The sequence below is a fragment of the Variovorax sp. UC122_21 genome (genome assembly GCF_044056785.1).
Classification (GTDB): Bacteria; Pseudomonadota; Gammaproteobacteria; order Burkholderiales; family Burkholderiaceae_C; genus Variovorax.
The window spans coordinates 3,817,419-3,838,297 of the sequence record NZ_CP172004.1; the positions used below are offsets into that span (position 1 = coordinate 3,817,419).

Sequence of the window (20,879 nt, forward strand, 5' to 3'; positions counted from 1 at the left end):
CGCATCAGATGCGGAAGCTTTCCCCGCAACCGCAGCGGTCGCGTTCGTTCGGGTTGTTGAACTTGAAGCCCTCGTTGAGGCCCTCGCGCACGAAGTCCAGCTGCGTGCCGTCGATGTAGGCCAGGCTCTTCGGGTCCACCAGCACCTTCACGCCTTGGTCCTCGAACACCACGTCTTCGGGCGTCAGCTCGTCCACGTACTCGAGCTTGTAGGCCAGGCCCGAGCAGCCCGTGGTCTTCACGCCCAGCCGCACGCCCACGCCCTTGCCTCGCTTGCCGAGGTAGCGATTCACATGGCGCGCGGCGGCTTCTGTCAGCGTGACGGCCATCTCAGTGCACTGCCGCGGCTTCGGCGCTCTTCGCGCCGTGCTTGGCCTTGTAGTCGCTCACGGCCGCCTTGATCGCGTCCTCGGCGAGGATCGAGCAGTGGATCTTGACCGGGGGCAGCGCCGAGTTCCTCGGCGATCTGCGCGTTCTTGAGCGCGGCGGCTTCGTCGAGCGTCTTGCCCTTGACCCATTCGGTCACGAGCGACGACGAGGCGATCGCCGAGCCGCAGCCGTAGGTCTTGAAGCGCGCGTCTTCGATCACGCCGGTTTCGGGGTTGACCTTGATCTGCAGCTTCATCACGTCGCCGCAGGCCGGCGCGCCGACCATGCCGGTGCCGACCGAATCGTCGCCCTTTTCGAAGGAGCCGACGTTGCGCGGGTTTTCGTAGTGGTCGATGACCTTGGAAGAATATGCCATGGTGTACCTCTCAAACTGTGTTCAAACGTGGAGCTTCGGAGCGGTCTCGCGTCACTGCCTCAGTGCGCCGACCACTGGATCGTGCTGATGTCGACGCCGTCCTGGAACATTTCCCACAGGGGGCTCAATTCGCGCAGCTTGGCCACGTTGTGCTTGATGGTCGAGACGGCGTAGTCGATCTCTTCCTCGGTCGTGAAACGGCCGATGGTCATGCGCAGGCTGCTGTGGGCCAGTTCGTCGCTGCGGCCCAGGGCGCGCAGCACGTAGCTGGGCTCGAGGCTGGCCGAGGTGCAGGCCGAACCCGACGACACCGCCAGGCCCTTGATGCCCATGATCAGCGACTCGCCCTCGACGTAATTGAAGCTCATGTTCAGGTTGTGCGGCACGCGGTGCTCGAGGTCGCCGTTGATGAAGACCTGTTCCACGTCCTTCAGGCCGTCGAGCAGGCGCTTCTGCAGCCGCGCGGCCTTGGCGATGTCTTCCTTCATCTCGACCCTGGCGATGCGGAAGGCCTCGCCCATGCCCACGATCTGGTGCGTGGGCAGCGTGCCCGAACGCATGCCGCGCTCGTGGCCGCCACCATGCATCTGGGCCTCGAGCCGCACGCGCGGCTTGCGGCGCACGTACAGCGCGCCGATGCCCTTGGGGCCGTAGGTCTTGTGCGACGCCAGGCTCATCAGGTCGATCGGCAGCTTGGCGATGTCGATCTCGACCTTGCCGGTGGCCTGCGCGGCGTCGACGTGGAAGATCACGCCCTTCTCGCGGCAGATGTTGCCGAGCGCCACCACGTCCTGCACCACGCCGATCTCGTTGTTCACGAACATCACGCTCGCGAGGATCGTGTCGGGGCGGATCGCGGCCTTGAATTTCTCGAGGTCGAGCAGGCCGTCTTCCTGCACGTCGAGGTAGGTGACCTCGAAGCCCTGGCGCTCGAGTTCGCGCATGGTGTCGAGCACGGCCTTGTGCTCGGTCTTCACCGTGATCAGGTGCTTGCCCTTGCCCTTGTAGAACTGCGCCGCGCCCTTGAGCGCGAGGTTGTTCGACTCGGTGGCGCCGAGGTCCACACGATCTCGCGCGGATCGGCACCGATCAGCTCGGCCACGTAGCCACGGGCCTTCTCGACCGCTTCTTCCGCTTCCCAGCCCCAGGCGTGGCTGCGCGACGCCGGGTTGCCGAAGTGCTCACGCAACCAGGGAATCATGGCGTCGACCACGCGCGGGTCGACCGGCGTGGTGGCGCCGTAGTCGAGATAGATCGGGAAATGAGGAGTTACGTCCATGGCTGGCTCGTGCTGGCGTGGGGGTTGTTCTTGGTCGCTGTTCGTTCACTGGCGGCGCCCGGCGTGGGCGCCGCGTCGGTCTCGTCTCGAAGCGTCTGCGTCGCGGTCCTCAGGACTTGGCGAACACGTTGCCGAGGGCAAACACCGAATTCGGTGCGTTGACGCGGATCGGCTTGACCACCGGCTGCGCGGAAATGGCGCGCTTGACGACGGGCTTGTTCTCGATCTGCACGCCCTTGGCGATCTGGTCGTCGACCAGCTTCTGCAGGGTGACCGAATCGAGGAACTCGACCATGCGCTGGTTCAGCGAGGCCCAGAGTTCGTGGGTCATGCAGCGGCCCTGTTCGCCGAGGCAGTTTTCCTTGCCGCCGCACTGGGTGGCGTCGATCGGTTCGTCGACCGACACGATGATGTCGGCCACGGTGATGTCGGCGGCCTTGCGGCCCAGGCTGTAGCCACCGCCCGGACCCCGGGTGGATTCGACGAGTTCGTGACGGCGCAGCTTGCCGAAAAGTTGCTCGAGGTACGACAGCGAGATCTGCTGCCGCTGGCTGATCGCGGCCAGCGTGACCGGACCGGTGTTCTGGCGCAGCGCCAGATCGATCATGGCTGTGACCGCAAAACGGCCTTTGGTAGTGAGACGCATCGCAAGCTCCTTTTAGCGCTTACCGTTGAAATGACACCGTTGCCCGGGAGCCACGGTGATCTCGTCTCCGCCCTGCCCGACTCTTGACACTGGTGAGCCAGTGGGTGTGAGTCGGTCCTTCATCGCGAAGTTTCTTTTTTGTTGAGTGTTTCGCTCAAGTATATCAGAAGGCCCCGAACTTTGCTCGGGTAAACCCGATTCCGGGCGATCGGGGGCGCGGCTACCGAAGGCCTTCGGCCTACTTGGCCGGCGTCACGGCGATGTTGTCGCCGCCCGCGGCACCGAAGGCCTGCTCGCGCAGCAGCGCCAACTGGTCGCGCACCCGCGCCGCCTTCTCGAACTCGAGGTTGCGCGCGTGCTCGAGCATCTGCTTCTCGAGCCGCTTGATCTCGCGCGCGATGTCCTTCTCGCTCATGTCCTCGACCTTGGCGCGTTCCAGGTCCAGCTTGGCCATTTCCTTGCCGGTCTTCTCGCTGTAGACGCCGTCGATCAGGTCGCGCACCTGCTTCACGATGCTGCGCGGCGTGATGCCGTTGGCTTCGTTGTGGGCGACCTGGCGCGCGCGCCGACGCTCGGTCTCGCCGATGGCGCGCTTCATCGATTCGGTCATCCGGTCGGCATACAGGATGGCCTTGCCGTTCAGGTTGCGCGCCGCCCGGCCGATGGTCTGGATCAGCGAGCGCTCGGCGCGCAGGAAGCCTTCCTTGTCGGCATCGAGGATCGCCACCAGCGAGACCTCGGGAATGTCCAGCCCCTCGCGCAGCAGGTTGATGCCCACCAGCACGTCGAAGGCGCCCAGGCGCAGGTCGCGCAGGATCTCCACCCGCTCTACCGTGTCGACGTCGCTGTGCAGGTAGCGCACCTTCACGCCGTTGTCGCCCAGGTAGTCGGTGAGCTGCTCGGCCATGCGCTTGGTCAGGGTGGTGATCAGCACGCGCTCGTTCTTCTCGACGCGCACGTGGATCTCCTGCAGCACATCGTCGACCTGGTGGGTGGCCGGCCGGACCTCCACCTCGGGATCGATCAGACCCGTGGGCCGCACCAGCTGCTCGACCACCTGGCCGGCGTGCTGCTTCTCGTAGTCGGCCGGCGTGGCCGACACGAAGATGCACTGGCGCATGCGCTTCTCGAATTCCTCGAGCTTGAGCGGCCGGTTGTCGAGCGCGCTCGGCAGCCGGAAGCCGTACTCGACCAGCGTGGTCTTGCGCGCCCGGTCGCCGTTGTACATGCCGCCGAGCTGGCCGATCATCTGATGGCTCTCGTCGAGGAACATCAGGGCGTCCTTCGGCAGGTAGTCGGTCAGCGTGGGCGGCGGGTCGCCGGGCGCCGCGCCCGAGAGGTGGCGCGTGTAGTTCTCGATGCCCTTGCAGTGGCCGATCTCGGCCAGCATCTCGAGGTCGAAGCGGGTGCGCTGCTCGAGGCGCTGGGCCTCCACCAGCTTGCCCGCGGCCACGAGTTCCTTGAGCCTTTCGTCGAGCTCGATCTTGATGGTTTCCACCGCCGCCAGCACCTTGTCGCGCGGCGTCACGTAGTGGCTCGAGGGGTAGACCGTGAAGCGCGGCACCTTCTGGCGGATGCGCCCGGTCAGCGGGTCGAACAGCTGCAGCGACTCGATCTCGTCGTCGAACAGCTCGAAGCGGATGGCAAGCTCGCTGTGTTCGGCCGGGAACACGTCGATGGTGTCGCCGCGCACGCGGAAGGTGCCGCGCGCGAAGTCCTGCTCGTTGCGCGTGTACTGCATGCGGATCAGCTGGGCGATCAGGTCGCGCTGGCCGACCTTGTCGCCCACGCGCGCGATCAGCCGCATCTCCATGTAGTCCTCGGGCGTGCCGATGCCGTAGATCGCGCTCACGGTGGCCACGATCACGGTGTCGCGCCGCTCCAGCACGCTCTTGGTGGCCGACAGCCGCATCTGCTCGATGTGCTCGTTGATCGAGGAGTCCTTCTCGATGAACAGGTCGCGCTGCCGGCACGTAGGCCTCGGGCTGGTAGTAGTCGTAATAGCTGACGAAGTACTCGACGGCGTTCTTCGGGAAGAACTCGCGGAATTCGCTGTAGAGCTGCGCCGCCAGGGTCTTGTTGGGCGCGAACACGATGGCCGGGCGCCCGGTGCGGGCGATCACGTTGGCCATGGTGAAGGTCTTGCCCGAGCCGGTCACGCCCAGCAGGGTCTGGAACACCTCGCCGTCGCTCACGCCCTCGACCAGTTGGTCGATGGCCTTCGGCTGGTCGCCGGCCGGCGGATAGGGCTGGTACAGCTCGAAAGGCGAGCCCGGGAAGCTGATGAATTCGCCCTGGGGAGCCGGCCCCACGGGGTCGGCGTTGTTCGAGTCTGCTATGGCTTCGTTGGTCTCTGGCATGGCTGTACCCGTCAGGTGGCGTGGCGCCGGTAAAATTCAAGGCAACCGCAAAGCTTATAGCCTCGAGCGGTTGCCAGCGAAGCTTTCATCCCAAAGGACCTTTCCATGTCTATGTTCACCGCGGTCGAGATGGCACCGCGCGATCCGATCCTCGGCCTCAACGAGCAATTTGCCGCCGACACCAACCCCAACAAGGTCAATCTCGGCGTCGGCGTCTACTACGATGACAACGGCAGCTGCCCCTGCTGCAGTGCGTGCAGGCGGCCGAGCAGAACATGATGAAAGCGCCCACGGCGCGTGGTTATCTGCCCATCGACGGCATCGCTGCGTACGACAACGCCGTGAAGGTGCTGGTCTTCGGCGCCGACAGCGAACCCGTCACCTCGGGCCGCGTCGCCACGATCCAGGCCATCGGCGGCACCGGCGGCCTCAAGGTCGGCGCCGACTTCCTCAAGAAGCTCAACCCCGCCGCCAAGGTGCTGATCAGCGACCCGAGCTGGGAAAACCACCGCGCGCTGTTCACCAACGCCGGCTTCGAGGTCGAGAGCTACCCTACTACGACGCCGCCAAGCGAGGCATCGACTTCGACGGCATGCTGGCCGCGCTCAACGCCGCTCCGGCCGGCACCGTGGTCGTGCTGCACGCCTGCTGCCACAACCCGACCGGCTACGACATCACGCCCGCGCAGTGGGACCAGGTCGTCGCCGCCGTCAAGGCCAAGGGCCTGGTGCCCTTCCTCGACATGGCCTACCAGGGCTTCGGCTACGGCCTGCAGGAAGATGGCGCGGCCGTCGCCAAGTTCGTCGCGGCCGGCCTGACCTTCTTCGTCTCGACCTCGTTCTCCAAGAGCTTCAGCCTCTACGGCGAGCGCGTTGGCGCCCTGTCCGTGCTGTGCGAGAACAAGGAAGAAGCCGCGCGCGTGCTGTCGCAGCTGAAGATCGCCATCCGCACCAACTACAGCAACCCGCCCACGCACGGCGGCGCCGTGGTGGCCGCGGTGCTCGGCAACCCCGAGCTGCGCGCCCTGTGGGAGAAGGAACTGGGCGAGATGCGCGTGCGCATCAAGGCCATGCGCCAGAAGCTGGTCGACGGCCTCAAGGCCGCCGGCGTGAAGGAAGACATGAGCTTCATCACCACCCAGATCGGCATGTTCAGCTACTCGGGCCTGACCAAGGACCAGATGGTGCGCCTGCGCAACGAGTTCGGCGTCTACGGCACCGACACCGGCCGTATGTGCGTGGCCGCGCTCAACAGCAAGAACATCGAGCACGTCTGCGCGTCGATCGCCAAGGTCATCTGAGACCGGGCGCCGCGGGCGCATGAAGCGGTCGTGGCCGCGCGGTGATTCGCTCGAGTCACCTGCGCGACACAACTTGTTCACGCAAGCCCGCGGCCATCTCCGAGGGCCCTCCCGGGCCTAGGGTTAGGCCCCCTGCGCGTGTCGAAATGCGCTGATATCTGCACCGCAACATTCCAACTCGACACAGCGATGCTCTACCAACTCTACGAAGCCCAGCGTTCCCTCATGGAACCGTTCGCGGACTTCGCCCAGGCCGCCTCCAAGCTCTACAGCCCCGGCGCCGTCTGGAGCCAGCTGCCCGGAGCGCAGCGCATGGCGGCGAGCTACGACCTGCTCTATCGCCTCGGCAAGGACTACGAGAAGCCCGAGTTCAACATCAAGTCGGTCAAGGTCGACGGCGACGACGTCGTGATCCAGGAAGTGATCGAGCTGGAAAAGCCCTTCTGCCAGCTGCGGCGCTTCAAGCGCTTCACCGACGAGCCGGACATCCTCAAGACGCTCAGAGAGCCAGCCCGTGGTGCTGGTGGTGGCGCCGCTGTCGGGCCGACTACGCCACCCTGCTGCGCGACACGGTGCGCACCCTGCTGCAGGGCCACAAGGTCTACATCACCGACTGGAAGAACGCGCGCCTGGTGCCGCTGTCGGACGGCGAGTTCCACCTCGACGACTACATCAACTACGTGCAGGAGTTCATCCGCCGCCTGCAGGCCGAGTACGGCAACTGCCACGTGGTCAGCGTGTGCCAGCCCACGGTGCCGGTGCTGGCCGCCGTGTCGCTGATGGCCAGCCGCGGCGAGGCGCTGCCGCTCACCATGACGATGATGGGCGGCCCGATCGACGCCCGCAAGTCGCCCACGGCGGTCAACAACCTCGCGATGAACAAGAGCTTCGAGTGGTTCGAGAACAACGTGATCTACCGCGTGCCCCAGGGCTTCCCGGGCGCGGGCCGGCGCGTCTACCCGGGCTTCCTGCAGCACACGGGCTTCGTCGCGATGAACCCCGACCGCCACGCGAGCAGCCACTACGACTACTTCAAGGACCTGATCAAGGGCGACGACGCGAGCGCCGAGGCGCACCGCAAGTTTTACGACGAGTACAACGCCGTGCTCGACATGGATGCCGATTACTACCTCGAGACGATCCGCACCGTGTTCCAGGAATTCGACCTGGTCAACGGCACCTGGGACGTGAAGAGCCCCACGGGCGAAGTCGAGCGCGTGCGCCCGCAGGACATCCGCGCCACCGCGCTGCTCACGGTCGAGGGCGAGCTCGACGACATCTCGGGCTCGGGCCAGACCGAGGCCGCGCACGAGCTGTGCACCGGCATCGACGATGCGAAGCGCGAGCATTACGAGGTCAAGGGCGCGGGCCACTACGGCATCTTCAGCGGCCGCCGCTGGCGCGAACTGGTCTACCCCAAGATGCAGAAGTTCATCGCCGCCAACGACCAGCCGCAGAGCCGCGCCGGCGCGCGCGAGAGCCTGGCGGCGGAAGACCAGGTCAAGCCCGACCGCAAGCTGGCTGCCACCACGGCCACGGCACCCGCGAAGAAGGCCATCGCGGCCAAGAAGGCCGCACCGGCAGCCGCGAAGCGCGCGCCCGCCCCGAAGAAGACCGTGGCGCGCAAGACCCGCGCCGCGGCGCGCTGAGCGCCCTCTCCCTCCCGTGAACGGACTGGCCGCACGCATCCACGACGCACTGCCCCAGACGCAGTGCACCCGTTGCGGCTATCCGGACTGCGAGGGCTATGCGCAGGCCGTGGCCGGCGCCGAGGCCGAGATCAACCAGTGCCCGCCCGGCGGCGCCGAGGGCGTCGAGCGGCTGGCGCAGCTCACCGGCCGCCCCGTGCAGGCGCTCGACCCGGCCTTCGGCACCGAGGGCCCGCGCCGGCTGGCGGTGATCGACGAGGCCTGGTGCATCGGCTGCACGCTGTGCCTCGATGCCTGCCCGACCGACGCCATCCTCGGCATCAACAAGCGCATGCACACCGTGATCGACGCGCACTGCACGGGCTGCGAACTCTGCATCCCGGTCTGCCCGGTCGACTGCATCTCGCTCGAGGACGCCACGCCGGGCCGCACCGGCTGGCAGGCCTGGTCGCCCGCGCAGGCGGCCCATGCCCGCGCGCGCTATGCCCTGCACGGCCAGCACCGGCCCACCGATGCGCGCCAGGGCAAGAAGCGCCCCGAAGCCGAGGTCGAGGCGCCCAGCGCCGAGGCTCGCAAACGCTCGGTGGTCGAGGCCGCGCTCGCGCGCGCCCGTGCCGCCGCCCAACGTCCCTCCACGCCCAAGCCATGAACCTCGACACCCTGCTCGTCTTCGTGCTCGCCTCCCTCGCCCTCGCCGTGATCCCGGGCCCGACCATGCTGCTCGCGCTGTCGAACGGCATCGACGGCGGCATGCGCCGCGCGAGCTGGGGCATCGTTGGTGCCTCGCTCGGCAGCAGCATCGTGATCGCCGTCGTCGCACTCGGCCTGGGCTCGCTGCTGGCGGCCTCGGAATGGCTGTTCAACGCGATCCGCGTGGCCGGCGTGGCCTACCTCGTGTGGCTGGGCATCAAGCTCTGGCGCAGCGACGCCACCGACCTCGGCGCCGCGCTCGCGAAGTCCTCGCCCGAGAGCCGGCTGCATGGCCGCATCGCGCTGCTGCGCAGCCTCGCGGTGGCGCTGTCGAATCCCAAGTCGCTGCTGTTCTTCGCGGCCTTCCTGCCGCAGTTCGTCGACATCGCGCAGCCGCAGGGCCCGCAGTACCTGCTGCTGGGCGGCATCTTCGTGCTGCTCGACACCTGCGTGATGCTGGCCTATGCCGGCGCCGGCACGCAGGCCGTGCGCTGGCTCTCCAGGCGCGGCCTCAAGGCGCTGAACCGCGGCTGCGCCGTGGGCATGTGGCTGCTGGCGGCCACGCTGGCGGTGTGGCGCCGCCCAGGCGCCTGAGCCACGGGCCCGCTCAGTTCCTGGCCGAGCGCTTGAGCAGCAGCATCAGCACGCCCGCCAGGATCACCGTCACCGCGTACCACTCGAAGCGCGTGACCGTCTCGCCGGCGATCCACACGCCCAGCAGCATCGCGATCACCGGATTGACGAAGGTGTAGCTGGCCGCCAGCGCGGCCGGCGCGCGCGCCAGCAGCAGCATGTAGGCGTTGAAGGCGATCAACGAACCGAACACCACCAGGTAGAACCAGGCCGCCGTGGCCTGCGGCGCGGGCGGCCACGCCAGGCTCTCGCCCGAGACCGCCGCCAGCACCAGCAGCACCACGCCGCCGCAGATCATCTCGCTCGCGAAGCCCATCGCGCCCGGTGCGAGCGGCAGCGCGCGCTGGCTCAGCACGCTGCCGGCCGACCAGCAGACACAGGCGATGCTGATCGCGGCCAGCCCCGTCGGCGAGGCCTGGAAGCCGCTGCCCTGGGTCAGCATCAGCACGCCGACCAGGCCCAGCGCGATGCCGATCGCCTCGAGCTTGGTCGGCACGATGCCCCAGATCAGGTTGAGCAGCGCGATGATCAGCGGCACCACCGCGATGAAGGCCACGACCAGGCCCGAGCCCACCGAGACCTCGGCATGCGCGGTGCCACCCATGCCGCCGCCGAGCATCAGCGTGCCGACCACCAGCGCGTTGCGCCACTGCAGCCGGTTCGGCCAGGGCGCGCCGCGCCAGCGCATCCAGGCCGCGAGCAGCAGGCCCGCGAACAGGAAGCGCGAACCCATCTGCAGGAAGGGCGGGAAGCTGATCAACGCGTACTTGATCGCGAGGTAGGTCGAGCCCCAGACCAGCCAGGTGGCGGCGAGGCAGAGCCAGATGATCGGCGGCAGTCCGCCGCGCGCGGACGGCGTGGAAGTGGCGAGCGAGAGCATGTCGAGGGTGTCTGTTGTTATGGCCCGTTGTGGACCGAGCCGCTCCATGGTATGAAGGCCGCCGCCGCGCTTCCATGCGCAAATCACGGTTCTGGCGGCTCGCGGCCGTCGATTTGAAGGACTTCGATGGAATCCACCTTGAACCCCACGCTCGATGCCCACGACACCCGCATCCTGGCCGAGCTGCAGAAGGATGCGCGCCTCACCATGGCCGAGCTCGGCCGGCGCGTGCACCTGAGCCAACCGGCGGTGACCGAGCGCGTGAAGAAGCTCGAGGCCGCGGGCGTGATCAGCGGCTACCGCGCCACCGTCAACCTAGCCAAGCTGGGCTACGGCATCCGCGCGATGATCCGCGTCGGCCGCGCCGACTACGACCGCGTCGTGAAGCTGGTGCAGGACACGCCCGAATGCGTGAACGCCTACAACGTGACCGGCGAGGACAGCTGGATCCTCGAGATCGCGGTGATCGACGTGAGCCACCTCGACGCGGTGGTCACCAAGTTCTGCATCCTCACCGAGACCGCGACCTCGATCATCCTGAACCCGGCGCGCGAGCACCAGCCGATGCTGCCGCCGCACCGCTCGGACGTGAAGCCGCCGATCAGGAAGGTCGTGAACGCCTGAAGGCGTCCGGGCTCAGCGCCCGGCGAGCGCGTCGAAGGCCTTCACCACCTCGGGCGGCGCCTGCACCATCTCGATCAGCACGCCCTCGCCCGCGATCGGGAACTCGTCGTTCGCCTTCGGATGCAAAAAGCAGATGTCGAAGCCCGCCGCGCCCTTGCGGATGCCGCCGGGCGCGAAGCGCACGCCCTGCGACGTCAGCCATTCGACGGCCGTCGGCAGGTCGTCGATCCACAGGCCCACGTGGTTGAGCGGCGTGGCGTGCACAGCGGGCTTCTTCTCGGGATCGAGCGGCTGCATCAGGTCGACCTCGACCTTGAACGGGCCGGTGCCGATCGCGCAGATGTCCTCGTCCACGTTCTCGCGCTCGCTTCGGAAGGTGCCCGTGACCTCGAGCCCCAGCATGTCGACCCAGAGCTTCTGCAGCCGGGTCTTGTCGGGACCGCCGATCGCGATCTGCTGGATGCCCAGCACGCGGAAGGGACGTTGGATGGCGCTCATTGGCAGGACTCCGGGTTCGTGTCGGTCGAGGCGCGGTGCGAGCGCAGCCCCAGCTTGCGCAACAGCTGCACGTCGGCCTCGACGTCGGGATTGCCCGTGACCAGCAGCTTGTCGCCGTAGAAGATCGAATTCGCGCCGGCCATGAAGCACAGCGCCTGCACCGCCTCGCCCATCTGCTGGCGGCCGGCCGACAGGCGCACGCGCGCGGTCGGCATGGTGATGCGCGCGACCGCGATCATGCGCACGAAGTCGAAGGGATCGATCGGTTCCGAGTCGGCCAGCGGCGTGCCGGGCACGCGCACCAGGCTGTTGATCGGCACGGACTCCGGGTACGGATCGAGGTTGGCCAGCTGCGCGATCAGCCCCGCGCGGTGCACCGGCGCCTCGCCCATGCCCACGATGCCGCCGCAGCACACGCTGATGCCGGCGCTGCGCACATGGGCCAGCGTGTCGAGCCGGTCCTGGTAGCTGCGGGTGTCGACGATGTCGGTGTAGTACTCGGGCGCGGTGTCGAGGTTGTGGTTGTAGTAGTCGAGGCCCGCGGCCTTGAGCTGCCGCGCATGGTGCGGCTCGAGCATGCCGAGCGTGGCGCAGGTCTGCAGGCCCAGGCCCTTCACGGCCTCGACCAGCACCGCCACCTTCTCGACGTCGCGGTCCTCGGGCGCGCGCCAGGCCGCGCCCATGCAGAAGCGCGTGGCGCCCGCGTCCTTGGCGGCCTGCGCGGCGCGCAGCACCTCGTCGACCTCCATCAGCTTCTGCGCCTTCACGCCGGTGTCGAACTCGGCCGACTGCGGGCAGTAGCCGCAGTTCTCGGGGCAGCCGCCGGTCTTCACCGACAACAGCGTGGCCAGCTCGATGTCGCCCGCGGGAAAGTGCTGGCGATGCACCGTCTGGGCCTCGAACAGCAGCTCCATCAGCGGCTTGTCGAGCAGCGCCTGGATCGCCTCGACCGACCAGCGGCCTTCGGGCGCCGGCGTCGCCACCGGCTTCGCGGGCCGGTGCAGCACCACGGCCTGCAGGTCGCTGGCCCCCATCAGTTGAACTCCAGGATGATCTGGTCGACCGCGAGCGACTCGCCCTTGGCCGCGGAGATCTTGCCGACCACGCCGTCCTGCGCGGCGAACAGCACGTTCTCCATCTTCATCGCCTCGATCACCGCGAGCTTCTCGCCGGCCTGCACCTGCTGGCCCGGCTGCACCGCCACCTCGACCAGCAGCCCCGGCATCGGCGACATCAGGAACTTGCTGAGGTCCGGCGGCGCCTTGTGCGGCATCAGCGCGAGCAGGCGCGCGCCCAGCGGCGACAGCACCATGGCCTCGATCTGGCGGCCATCGTTCGACACCCGCAGCGCCAGCGGATTCTTGCCGGCGCCGCGCTCCACCTGCGCGGTGAAGTGCTTGTCGTTGACGATGCCCTGCACGCGCACCGCGCCCAGCGCGAGGCTGCTGTCGATCTTGTAGGTGCTCTTGCCGCCGACCGTGACCGCGCTCGCGCCGGTCTTGCCGTGGAAGTCGCTCACGGTCACCGGGTGGTGCACGTGCTCGCCCTGGGCGCCGAGTTCCACCACCACGAACTGCTCGCCCACCTTCACGCCATGGCCTTCGAGCTGGCCGCTGATGCCCGAGGCGCGCGCGCGGTAGCGGCGGTGCACGTAGGCCGCCAGCGCGACCAGGAAATCGGGCTCGCTGTGCGGCACGTCCTCGGCATGGAAGCCCTTGCCGTAGTTCTCGGCGATGAAGCCGGTGTTGAAGTCGCCGGCCACGAACTTCGGATGCGCAAGCAGCGCGGCCTGGAACGGGATGTTGCTGCTGATGCCGCGGATCACGAAGCCGTTGAGCGCCTCGCGCATGCGAGCGATCGCGTGGTTGCGGTCCTTGCCGTGCACGATCAGCTTGGCGATCATCGAGTCGTAGTACATCGGGATCTCGCCGCCCTCGTACACGCCGGTGTCCACGCGCACGCCCTGCAGGTGCTCGGTGTCGCTCGCGAACATAGTCTCGGCCGGCGGCTGGAACTTCACCAGCCGGCCGGTCGAGGGCAGGAAGTTGCGGAACGGGTCCTCGGCATTGATGCGGCACTCGATCGCCCAGCCGTCGCGCTTGACCTGCTCCTGCGTCAGCGGCAGTGCCTCGCCGGCCGCCACGCGGATCATCAGTTCCACCAGGTCGAGGCCGGTGATGCACTCGGTCACCGGATGCTCCACCTGCAGGCGGGTGTTCATCTCGAGGAAGTAGAAGCTCTGGTCCTTGCCGACCACGAACTCCACCGTGCCCGCGCTCTGGTAGTTCACGGCCTTGGCCAGCGCCACCGCCTGCTCGCCCATCGCCTTGCGCGTGGCATCGCTGATGAAGGGCGACGGCGCCTCCTCGATCACCTTCTGGTGGCGGCGCTGGATCGAGCATTCGCGCTCGTTGAGGTAGATCACGTGGCCGTGCGAGTCGCCGAGCACCTGGATCTCGATGTGGCGCGGCTCCTCGACGAACTTCTCGATGAACACGCGGTCGTCGCCGAAGCTGTTGCGTGCTTCGTTGCGGCAGGAGGTGAAGCCCTCGAAGGCCTCCTTGTCGTTGAAGGCCACGCGCAGGCCCTTGCCGCCGCCGCCGGCCGAGGCCTTGATCATCACCGGGTAGCCGATGTCCTTCGCGATCTCGACCGCGCGCTCGGCGGTCTCGATGGCGTCGTTCCAGCCCGGGATGGTGTTGACCTTGGCCTCGTTGGCGAGCTTCTTCGAGGCGATCTTGTCGCCCATGGCCGCGATCGAGTAGTGCTTGGGGCCGATGAAGGCGATGCCCTCTTCCTCGACCCTCTTCGCGAAGCTTTCGTTCTCCGACAGGAAGCCGTAGCCCGGATGCACGGCCTCGGCGCCGGTCTCTTCTTGCAGGCCTCGATGATGCGGTCGGCCAGCAGGTAGCTCTCGCGGCTGGGCGCGGCGCCGATGTGCACGGCCTCGTCGGCCAGTTCGACGTGGCGGGCTTCCTTGTCGGCGTCGGAATAGACGGCGACCGTGAGGATGCCCATCTTCTTGGCCGTTTGAATGACGCGGCAGGCAATCTCGCCGCGGTTCGCAATCAGGATCTTCTTGAACATTTTTTGTCTTTCCTTTGCATCCCCAACACCGTTCGGGCTGAGCTTGTCGAAGCCGGGGTCAGTCCTTCGACAGGCTCAGGACGAACGGTGGGTGATGACGTTGATCGTTCAGAGCGGAATGTTGCCGTGCTTGCGCCACGGGTTCTCGAGCTTCTTCTCGCGCAGCATCACCAGCGAGCGGCAGATGCGCTTGCGCGTCTCGTGCGGCAGGATCACGTCGTCGATGTAGCCGCGCGCGCTCGCCACGTAGGGGTTGGCGAAGCGGGCCTTGTACTCGGCCTCGCGCGCCGCGAGCTTGGCCGGATCGTTCTTGTCCTCGCGGAAGATGATCTCGACCGCGCCCTTGGCACCCATCACCGCGATCTCGGCGCGCGGCCAGGCCAGGTTGACGTCGCCGCGCAGGTGCTTGGAGGCCATCACGTCGTAGGCGCCGCCGTAGGCCTTGCGCGTGATGACGGTGATCTTCGGCACCGTGCACTCGGCATAGGCGTAGAGCAGCTTGGCGCCGTGCTTGATGATGCCGCCGTACTCCTGGCCGGTGCCGGGCATGAAGCCGGGCACGTCGACGAAGGTCACGACCGGGATGTTGAAGGCATCGCAGAAGCGCACGAAGCGCGCGGCCTTGATGCTGCTCTTGATGTCGAGGCAGCCCGCCAGCACCAGCGGCTGGTTGGCGACGATGCCCACGGTCTGGCCTTCCATGCGCGCGAAGCCGATCACGATGTTCTTCGCGTAGTCGGGCTGCAGCTCGAAGAAGTCGCCGTCGTCCGCGACCTTGAAGATCAGCTCCTTCATGTCGTAGGGCTTGTTCGCGTTCTCGGGCACCAGCGTGTCGAGCGAATAGTCGGGCCGGTCGGCCGGATCGCCCTGGCCGTTGTTGCCCAGGCGCACCGGCGGCTTCTCGCGGTTGTTCAGCGGCAGGTAGTTGTAGAGGCGGCGCAGCATCATCAGCGCCTCGACGTCGTTCTCGAACGCCATGTCGGCCACGCCGCTGCGCGTGGTGTGGGTCACGGCGCCGCCCAGTTCCTCGGCCGTCACGCTTCTCGTGCGTCACGGTCTTCACCACCTCGGGGCCGGTGACGAACATGTAGCTCGAATCCTTCACCATGAAGATGAAGTCGGTCATGGCCGGCGAATACACCGCGCCGCCCGCGCACGGGCCCATGATCATGCTGATCTGCGGCACCACGCCCGAGGCCATCACGTTGCGCTGGAACACGTCGGCATAGCCGCCGAGCGAGGCCACGCCTTCCTGGATGCGCGCGCCGCCCGAGTCGTTGAGGCCGATCACCGGGGCGCCGACCTTCATCGCCTGGTCCATCACCTTGCAGATCTTCTCTGCATGCGCTTCGCTGAGCGCGCCGCCGAAGACGGTGAAGTCCTGGCTGAAGACGAACACCAGGCGGCCGTTGATCATGCCGTAGCCCGTGACCACGCCGTCGCCCGGGATCTTGTTGTCGGCCATGCCGAAGTCGGTCGAGCGGTGCTCGACGAACATGTCCCATTCCTCGAAGGTGCCGTCGTCCAGCAGCAGCTCGAGGCGTTCGCGCGCCGTGAGCTTGCCCTTGGCGTGCTGCGCGTCGATGCGCTTCTGTCCACCGCCCAGGCGGGCCTGCGCACGGCGCTTTTCGAGTTCGTCGATCAGTTCTTGCATGAGAAAAGCCTCTTTGAAAAATCAGCAGTCATAGGTTTCGCTGTACTGGAACGATGCCCCCGGCATGGTGGCCAGGATGTCCATGAATTGCGCGATCGCGCCGCACCGCTCGCGCGGGCGATAGGGCGACGTGTTGGCGAGCGGGCCGAACGAGAGATCGGTGCTGCCGCCGCCCTTGGCCGGCAGCACCTGCACCCATTGCGCCGCGAGGCTTTCGCCGCGGCGGCAGAAGACGGTGTCGTGGAGATCGGAGACGCCCCAGGCATCGCCGGAGGCCGAGGACCACAGCACCAATCGATGGTTGGCGGCGCCCTCGCCCTGCAGCAGCGCGAAGCCGGGCAAGGTGAAGTGCAGCGCGGGCATGCGCAGCACGCGCTGCGACGCACTTCTTGCGTCGTTGCGCGCAGGGCCGGCCTCGAGTCTCGCCACCGCATGCGCGCCGCGCAGCATGGCGTCGAGCGCCAGTTGCTCGCGCTGCCAGGCCTCGGCCCACGGCGCGGCGGCGGCAACCTCGTCGTCCCAGTCGACGAACAGGATGCCGCTGGTCTTCACGGCCGCCTCGTCGTCGCGCGGCGCGCCGTACCACGAGACGCCCACGCGCACGCTCCCCAGGCGCCACTCGGCGTTGACGGCCACGCTCCAGGAATTCTCTTCCTTGAAGCGCGCGGGCCGCGCGTCGCCATGGTTCGGCATGCCGAGCCGTTCGACCAGTCGTGCATGCGCGCGCAGCGCGAAGTCGACGTGCGACTCGCCCGCCGGCAGGTCCAGCCGGTGCCACACCTGCATCACCGGACGCCCGGGCCGCGGCACCATGAGTTCCATGCGGCTGCTGCGCAGCCCGAGCACGTCCGCGCCCGCCACATGCCAGACGTTGACGCCGGCGGCGGTCGCATGCACGGGCCGCAGCCCGCGCGCCTCCAGCTGCTCGAAGGTCGTGCCCCAGGCAAAGCTGCCCGCCGCGGTGTCGAAACCGCGCGCGAAGCCGTGGTCGTTCAGTGGGCCGATGCGCTCTCGTCGCCTGCATAGAGGCCGAGCAGGCGGCGCGCCGCGGTCGACGGCGCCAGCTCGAGCGCGCCCACCTGGCCCAGCAGCGCCGGCAGCTCCTCCTTCACGCGCGGGTGATGGCGGAAGGCATGGCGCAGTCCCGCTTCGATGCGCTCCCACATCCACGACTTGGCCTGCTGCTGGCGGCGGCCCATGAGCCGGCCGTTGGCAGCCTGCAGCGCGCGAAAGCGTTCGACATGGGTCCAGAACGCCTCGACGCCCTGCCCGAGCAATGCGCTGAGCTGGATCGCCTGCGGATGCCAGAAGCTCTCGTCGTGGCGCGCATGGTCGGGATGGCCGTGCTGGCCGAACAGCCGCAGCGCCGAGGTGATCTGCGCCTGCGCGCGCGTGGCGGCGTCCTTGTCGATGTCGGCCTTGTTGATGACGACCAGGTCGGCGATCTCCATCACGCCCTTCTTGATCGCCTGCAGGTCGTCGCCGGCGTTGGGCAGCTGCATCAGCACGAACATGTCGGTCATGCCCGATACCGCGGTCTCGCTCTGGCCCACGCCCACGGTCTCGACGATCACCACGTCGTAGCCCGCGGCCTCGCACACCAGCATCGCCTCGCGCGTCTTCTCGGCCACGCCGCCGAGCGTGCCGCTCGAGGGGCTGGGGCGGATGTAGGCGCGCTCGTGCACCGAGAGCCGTTCCATGCGCGTCTTGTCGCCGAGGATGGAGCCGCCCGAGACGGTGGACGAGGGGTCGATGGTGAGCACCGCGACGCGGTGGCCCTTGTCGATCAGCAGCAGGCCCAGGGTCTCGATGAAGGTCGACTTGCCCACGCCGGGGCACGCCCGAGATGCCGAGCCGGAACGAGTTGCCGGTGCGCGGCAGCAGCGCGGTGAGCAGCTCGTCGGCCTGCGCGCGGTGGTCGGCACGGGTGGATTCGAGCAGCGTGATGGCTTTGGCGATGGCACGGCGCTGGACGAGGCCGTCGCCTGCGAGGACACCGTTCAGGATGGCGGCAAAACGATCGTCTGCCCCCGCCCGTTCGGGGTGAGCTTGGCCTGTCCTGAGCTTGTCGAAGGATTGAAGTTGTGCCACGCCTTCGACAAGCTCAGGCCGAACGGATAGGGATGGCGAATGCGCCTCCCCACGTTCGGGCAGAGTTGATGGGGACGACGAATGCGCCCCCAACCGTTCGGGCTGAGCCTGTCGAAGCCGCTCCCCACCGTCCTCGGGTCGGGAATTGGATCGCGACCTGGCCAGCGACTGAATCGCCTCCCAGTCGCCGCGGATCAACGCTTCCTTCTTGGCACGCGACCAGCCCTTGATCTGCTGCTCGAACGCGATCGCCGCCTCACGCGTTTCGAATTCGCCCTGCCATACGAGTTCGACAGGCTTGCGCGTCGACGTATAGCCGATCCCGCCATCGAGGTGTTGCCTCATCCGGGCTTCGATATCGTCGTCTGCCCGCGTAATAGGAGCCATCCGAACAGTGCAGCAGATAAACGTAGAAGGGTTTCACGTCAGCGGAGTGCAGGGAAAGGCTTCGACAAGCTCAGCCCGAACGGTTGTTGGCGAACAGCGAGCAAGAGACGGTCGCGACGAAAGATCGCCCACGTCCGCTCTCGTCAGGCCGCGACCGCCGCGCGGATCTGCTCCAGCACGTCCTTCGCGCTCGCCGGGATCGGCGTGCCCGGTCCGTAGATGCCCTTCACGCCGGCCTCGTAGAGGAAGTCGTAGTCCTGGCGCGGGATCACGCCGCCGACGAACACGATGATGTCGTCCGCGCCCTGCTTGCGCAGCTCCGCGATGATCGCGGGCACCAGCGTCTTGTGGCCGGCCGCGAGCGTGCTCACCCCCCACCGCATGCACGTCGTTCTCGATCGCCTGGCGCGCGCACTCCTCGGGCGTCTGGAACAGCGGCCCCATGTCGACGTCGAAGCCCAGGTCGGCGAAGGCCGTGGCCACCACCTTGGCGCCGCGGTCGTGGCCGTCCTGGCCCAGTTTGGAGATCATCACGCGTGGACGGCGGCCCTGCTCCTCGGCGAAGGCGTTGATCTCGGTCTTGAGGTTCTCCCAGCCCTCGGCGGAGTCGTAGGCGGCGGCATAGACGCCGGTCACCTTCTGGGTGTCGGCGCGGTGGCGGCCGAAGGACTTCTCGAGCGCGTCGGAGATCTCGCCGACGGTGGCGCGCAGGCGCACCGCGTCGATGCTCAGCGCGAGCAGGTTGCCGCTGCCGTTCTCGGCCGCCTCGGTCAGCGCGTCGAGCGCGGCCTGCACCTTGGCACCGTCGCGCGCGGCGCGGATCTTCTGCAGCCGCGCCACCTGCTGGTCGCGCACCTTCACGTTGTCGATCGAGAGGCTCTCGATCGCGTCCTCGTTCTTGAGCTTGTACTTGTTGACGCCGACGATCACGTCCTTGCCCGAGTCGATGCGCGCCTGCTTCTCGGCGGCCGCGGCCTCGATCTTGAGCTTGGCCCAGCCGCTGTCCACGGCCTTGGTCATGCCGCCCATGGCCTCGACCTCCTCGATGATGGTCCAGGCCGCGTCGGCCATGTCCTGCGTGAGCTTCTCCATCATGTAGCTGCCGGCCCAGGGGTCGATCACGTTCGTGATGTGCGTCTCTTCCTGGATGATGAGCTGCGTGTTGCGCGCGATGCGGGCGCTGAACTCGGTCGGCAGCGCGATGGCTTCGTCGAGCGCGTTGGTGTGCAGGCTCTGCGTGCCGCCGAACACCGCGGCCATCGCCTCGATGGTGGTGCGCACCACGTTGTTGTAGGGGTCCTGCTCGGTCAGGCTCCAGCCCGAGGTCTGGCAGTGGGTGCGCAGCATCAGGCTCTTGGGGTTCTTGGGCTCGAACTCCTTCATGATCCGGCACCACAGCAGGCGCGCCGCGCGCATCTTGGCCACCTCGAGGTAGAAGTTCATGCCGATGGCCCAGAAGAAGCTGAGGCGTCCGGCGAAGCCGTCGACGTCGAGGCCCTTGGCCAGCGCGGTCTTCACGTATTCCTTGCCGTCGGCCAGCGTGAAGGCCAGCTCCAGCGCCTGGTTGGCGCCGGCTTCCTGCATGTGGTAGCCGCTGATCGAAATCGAGTTGAACTTCGGCATGTTCTGCGCCGTGTACTCGATGATGTCGCCGATGATCCGCATGCTCGGCGCGGGCGGGAAGATGTAGGTGTTGCGGACCATGAACTCCTTGAGGATGTCGTTCTGGATGGTTCCGCTGAGCTGGTCCTGCGCCACGCCCTGTTCTTCCGCCGCCACCACGTAGCCCGCGAGCACCGGCAGCACCGCGCCGTTCATGGTCATCGACACGCTGACCTTGTCGAGCGGGATCTGGTCGAACAGGATCTTCATGTCCTCGACCGAATCGATCGCCACGCCGGCCTTGCCCACGTCGCCGGTCACGCGCGGATGGTCGCTGTCGTAGCCGCGGTGGGTGGCGAGGTCGAAGGCCACGCTCACGCCCTGCCCGCCGGCGGCCAGCGCCTTGCGGTAGAAGGCGTTCGATTCCTCGGCGGTCGAGAAGCCGGCGTACTGGCGGATGGTCCACGGGCGCACCGCGTACATCGTGGCCTGCGGGCCGCGCAGGTAGGGCTCGAAGCCCGGCAGCGTGTCGGTGTACTTCAGGTCCTGCAGGTCGGCCGCGGTGTACAGCGGCTTGACGCTGATGCCGTCGGGCGTGATCCAGTTCAGCGCGGCGACGTCGCCGCCGGGGGCCGACTTGGCGGCGGCCTTGGCCCAGGCCTCGAGAGTGGCGGGCTTGAAGGAGGGTTCGGGTTTGCTGCTCATGGAGGCGCCGCTTCGCAGTGTGTCGTGCAGGGGGTGTGCTGCTGGAGGAA

10 protein-coding genes and 10 pseudogenes are annotated in these 20,879 nt (G+C 67.5%); 6 read left to right on the top strand and 14 right to left on the bottom strand.

What is annotated here, in order from left to right; genetic code table 11:
- Positions 1–4: 4 nt before the first annotated feature.
- The 5 genes and pseudogenes from iscA to uvrB form a co-directional block, all read right to left on the bottom strand.
- Positions 5–328 carry an iron-sulfur cluster assembly protein IscA gene (gene iscA, locus ACHMXE_RS30470; RefSeq protein WP_203205516.1) on the bottom strand — a complete coding sequence of 108 codons (324 nt, stop codon included), beginning with the start codon at positions 326–328 and terminating at the stop codon, positions 5–7.
- Positions 329–422: 94 nt separating this feature from the next.
- Positions 423–744, bottom strand: a pseudogene (locus tag ACHMXE_RS30475) (iron-sulfur cluster assembly scaffold protein); the annotation flags it as partial.
- Positions 745–803: 59 nt separating this feature from the next.
- A pseudogene (locus ACHMXE_RS30480) lies at positions 804–2,023 on the bottom strand (IscS subfamily cysteine desulfurase).
- Positions 2,024–2,132: 109 nt separating this feature from the next.
- Positions 2,133–2,669, bottom strand: a complete 537-nt coding sequence (gene iscR, locus ACHMXE_RS30485; protein ID WP_056580055.1) for a Fe-S cluster assembly transcriptional regulator IscR — start codon at positions 2,667–2,669, stop codon at positions 2,133–2,135.
- A gap of 238 nt (positions 2,670–2,907) precedes the next feature.
- Positions 2,908–5,029: pseudogene (gene uvrB / locus ACHMXE_RS30490) on the bottom strand (excinuclease ABC subunit UvrB).
- A gap of 105 nt (positions 5,030–5,134) precedes the next feature.
- Between uvrB and ACHMXE_RS30495 the strand changes: the two are divergent.
- From ACHMXE_RS30495 to ACHMXE_RS30515, 5 genes and pseudogenes are all read left to right on the top strand, one after another.
- Positions 5,135–5,308: a hypothetical protein gene (locus tag ACHMXE_RS30495; protein ID WP_395347842.1), complete on the top strand. Its 174-nt coding sequence runs from the start codon at positions 5,135–5,137 to the stop codon at positions 5,306–5,308.
- Positions 5,308–6,329 (top strand): annotated as a pseudogene (locus tag ACHMXE_RS30500) (amino acid aminotransferase). The gene ACHMXE_RS30495 and the pseudogene ACHMXE_RS30500 overlap by 1 nt, the downstream one beginning before the upstream one ends.
- Before the next feature lie 189 nt (positions 6,330–6,518).
- Positions 6,519–7,978: pseudogene (locus ACHMXE_RS30505) on the top strand (polyhydroxyalkanoate depolymerase).
- Between the two features lie 16 nt (positions 7,979–7,994).
- A complete protein-coding gene (locus ACHMXE_RS30510) occupies positions 7,995–8,627 on the top strand; it encodes an RnfABCDGE type electron transport complex subunit B (RefSeq protein ID WP_395347843.1) in 633 nt (210 codons plus the stop codon).
- On the top strand, positions 8,624–9,262 hold the full coding sequence (locus tag ACHMXE_RS30515; RefSeq protein ID WP_395347844.1) for a LysE family translocator: 639 nt from the start codon (positions 8,624–8,626) through the stop codon (positions 9,260–9,262). The genes ACHMXE_RS30510 and ACHMXE_RS30515 overlap by 4 nt, the downstream gene beginning before the upstream one ends.
- A 13-nt stretch (positions 9,263–9,275) precedes the next feature.
- On the opposite strand, the gene yedA is transcribed toward ACHMXE_RS30515, so the two are convergent.
- Complete coding sequence (gene yedA, locus ACHMXE_RS30520; protein ID WP_395347845.1) at positions 9,276–10,181, bottom strand: drug/metabolite exporter YedA; 906 nt, start codon at positions 10,179–10,181, stop codon at positions 9,276–9,278.
- A gap of 126 nt (positions 10,182–10,307) precedes the next feature.
- Here yedA and ACHMXE_RS30525 point away from each other — a divergent pair, with 126 nt between their 5' ends.
- Positions 10,308–10,805, top strand: a complete 498-nt coding sequence (locus ACHMXE_RS30525) for an Lrp/AsnC family transcriptional regulator (RefSeq protein ID WP_208512240.1) — start codon at positions 10,308–10,310, stop codon at positions 10,803–10,805.
- A gap of 12 nt (positions 10,806–10,817) precedes the next feature.
- Here the strand turns inward: ACHMXE_RS30525 and ACHMXE_RS30530 are convergent, their stop codons facing one another.
- From ACHMXE_RS30530 to scpA, 8 genes and pseudogenes are all read right to left on the bottom strand, one after another.
- Positions 10,818–11,303: a VOC family protein gene (locus tag ACHMXE_RS30530; protein WP_203205510.1), complete on the bottom strand. Its 486-nt coding sequence runs from the start codon at positions 11,301–11,303 to the stop codon at positions 10,818–10,820.
- Positions 11,300–12,337, bottom strand: a complete 1,038-nt coding sequence (gene bioB, locus ACHMXE_RS30535) for a biotin synthase BioB (RefSeq protein WP_395347846.1) — start codon at positions 12,335–12,337, stop codon at positions 11,300–11,302. Before bioB ends, ACHMXE_RS30530 begins: the two co-directional genes overlap by 4 nt.
- A pseudogene (locus ACHMXE_RS30540) lies at positions 12,337–14,390 on the bottom strand (acetyl-CoA carboxylase biotin carboxylase subunit). The gene bioB and the pseudogene ACHMXE_RS30540 overlap by 1 nt, the downstream one beginning before the upstream one ends.
- Before the next feature lie 108 nt (positions 14,391–14,498).
- Positions 14,499–16,044 (bottom strand): annotated as a pseudogene (locus ACHMXE_RS30545) (acyl-CoA carboxylase subunit beta).
- A 21-nt stretch (positions 16,045–16,065) separates the two neighbouring features.
- Positions 16,066–16,941 (bottom strand): hypothetical protein, encoded by an 876-nt coding sequence (locus ACHMXE_RS30550; protein ID WP_395347848.1) that lies wholly within the window; start codon positions 16,939–16,941, stop codon positions 16,066–16,068.
- A 95-nt stretch (positions 16,942–17,036) separates the two neighbouring features.
- Positions 17,037–18,048 (bottom strand): annotated as a pseudogene (gene meaB / locus ACHMXE_RS30555) (methylmalonyl Co-A mutase-associated GTPase MeaB).
- 351 nt (positions 18,049–18,399) lie between these two features.
- Positions 18,400–18,522 (bottom strand): annotated as a pseudogene (locus tag ACHMXE_RS30560) (hypothetical protein); the annotation flags it as partial.
- A gap of 143 nt (positions 18,523–18,665) precedes the next feature.
- A pseudogene (gene scpA, locus ACHMXE_RS30565) lies at positions 18,666–20,829 on the bottom strand (methylmalonyl-CoA mutase).
- Positions 20,830–20,879: the final 50 nt, after the last annotated feature.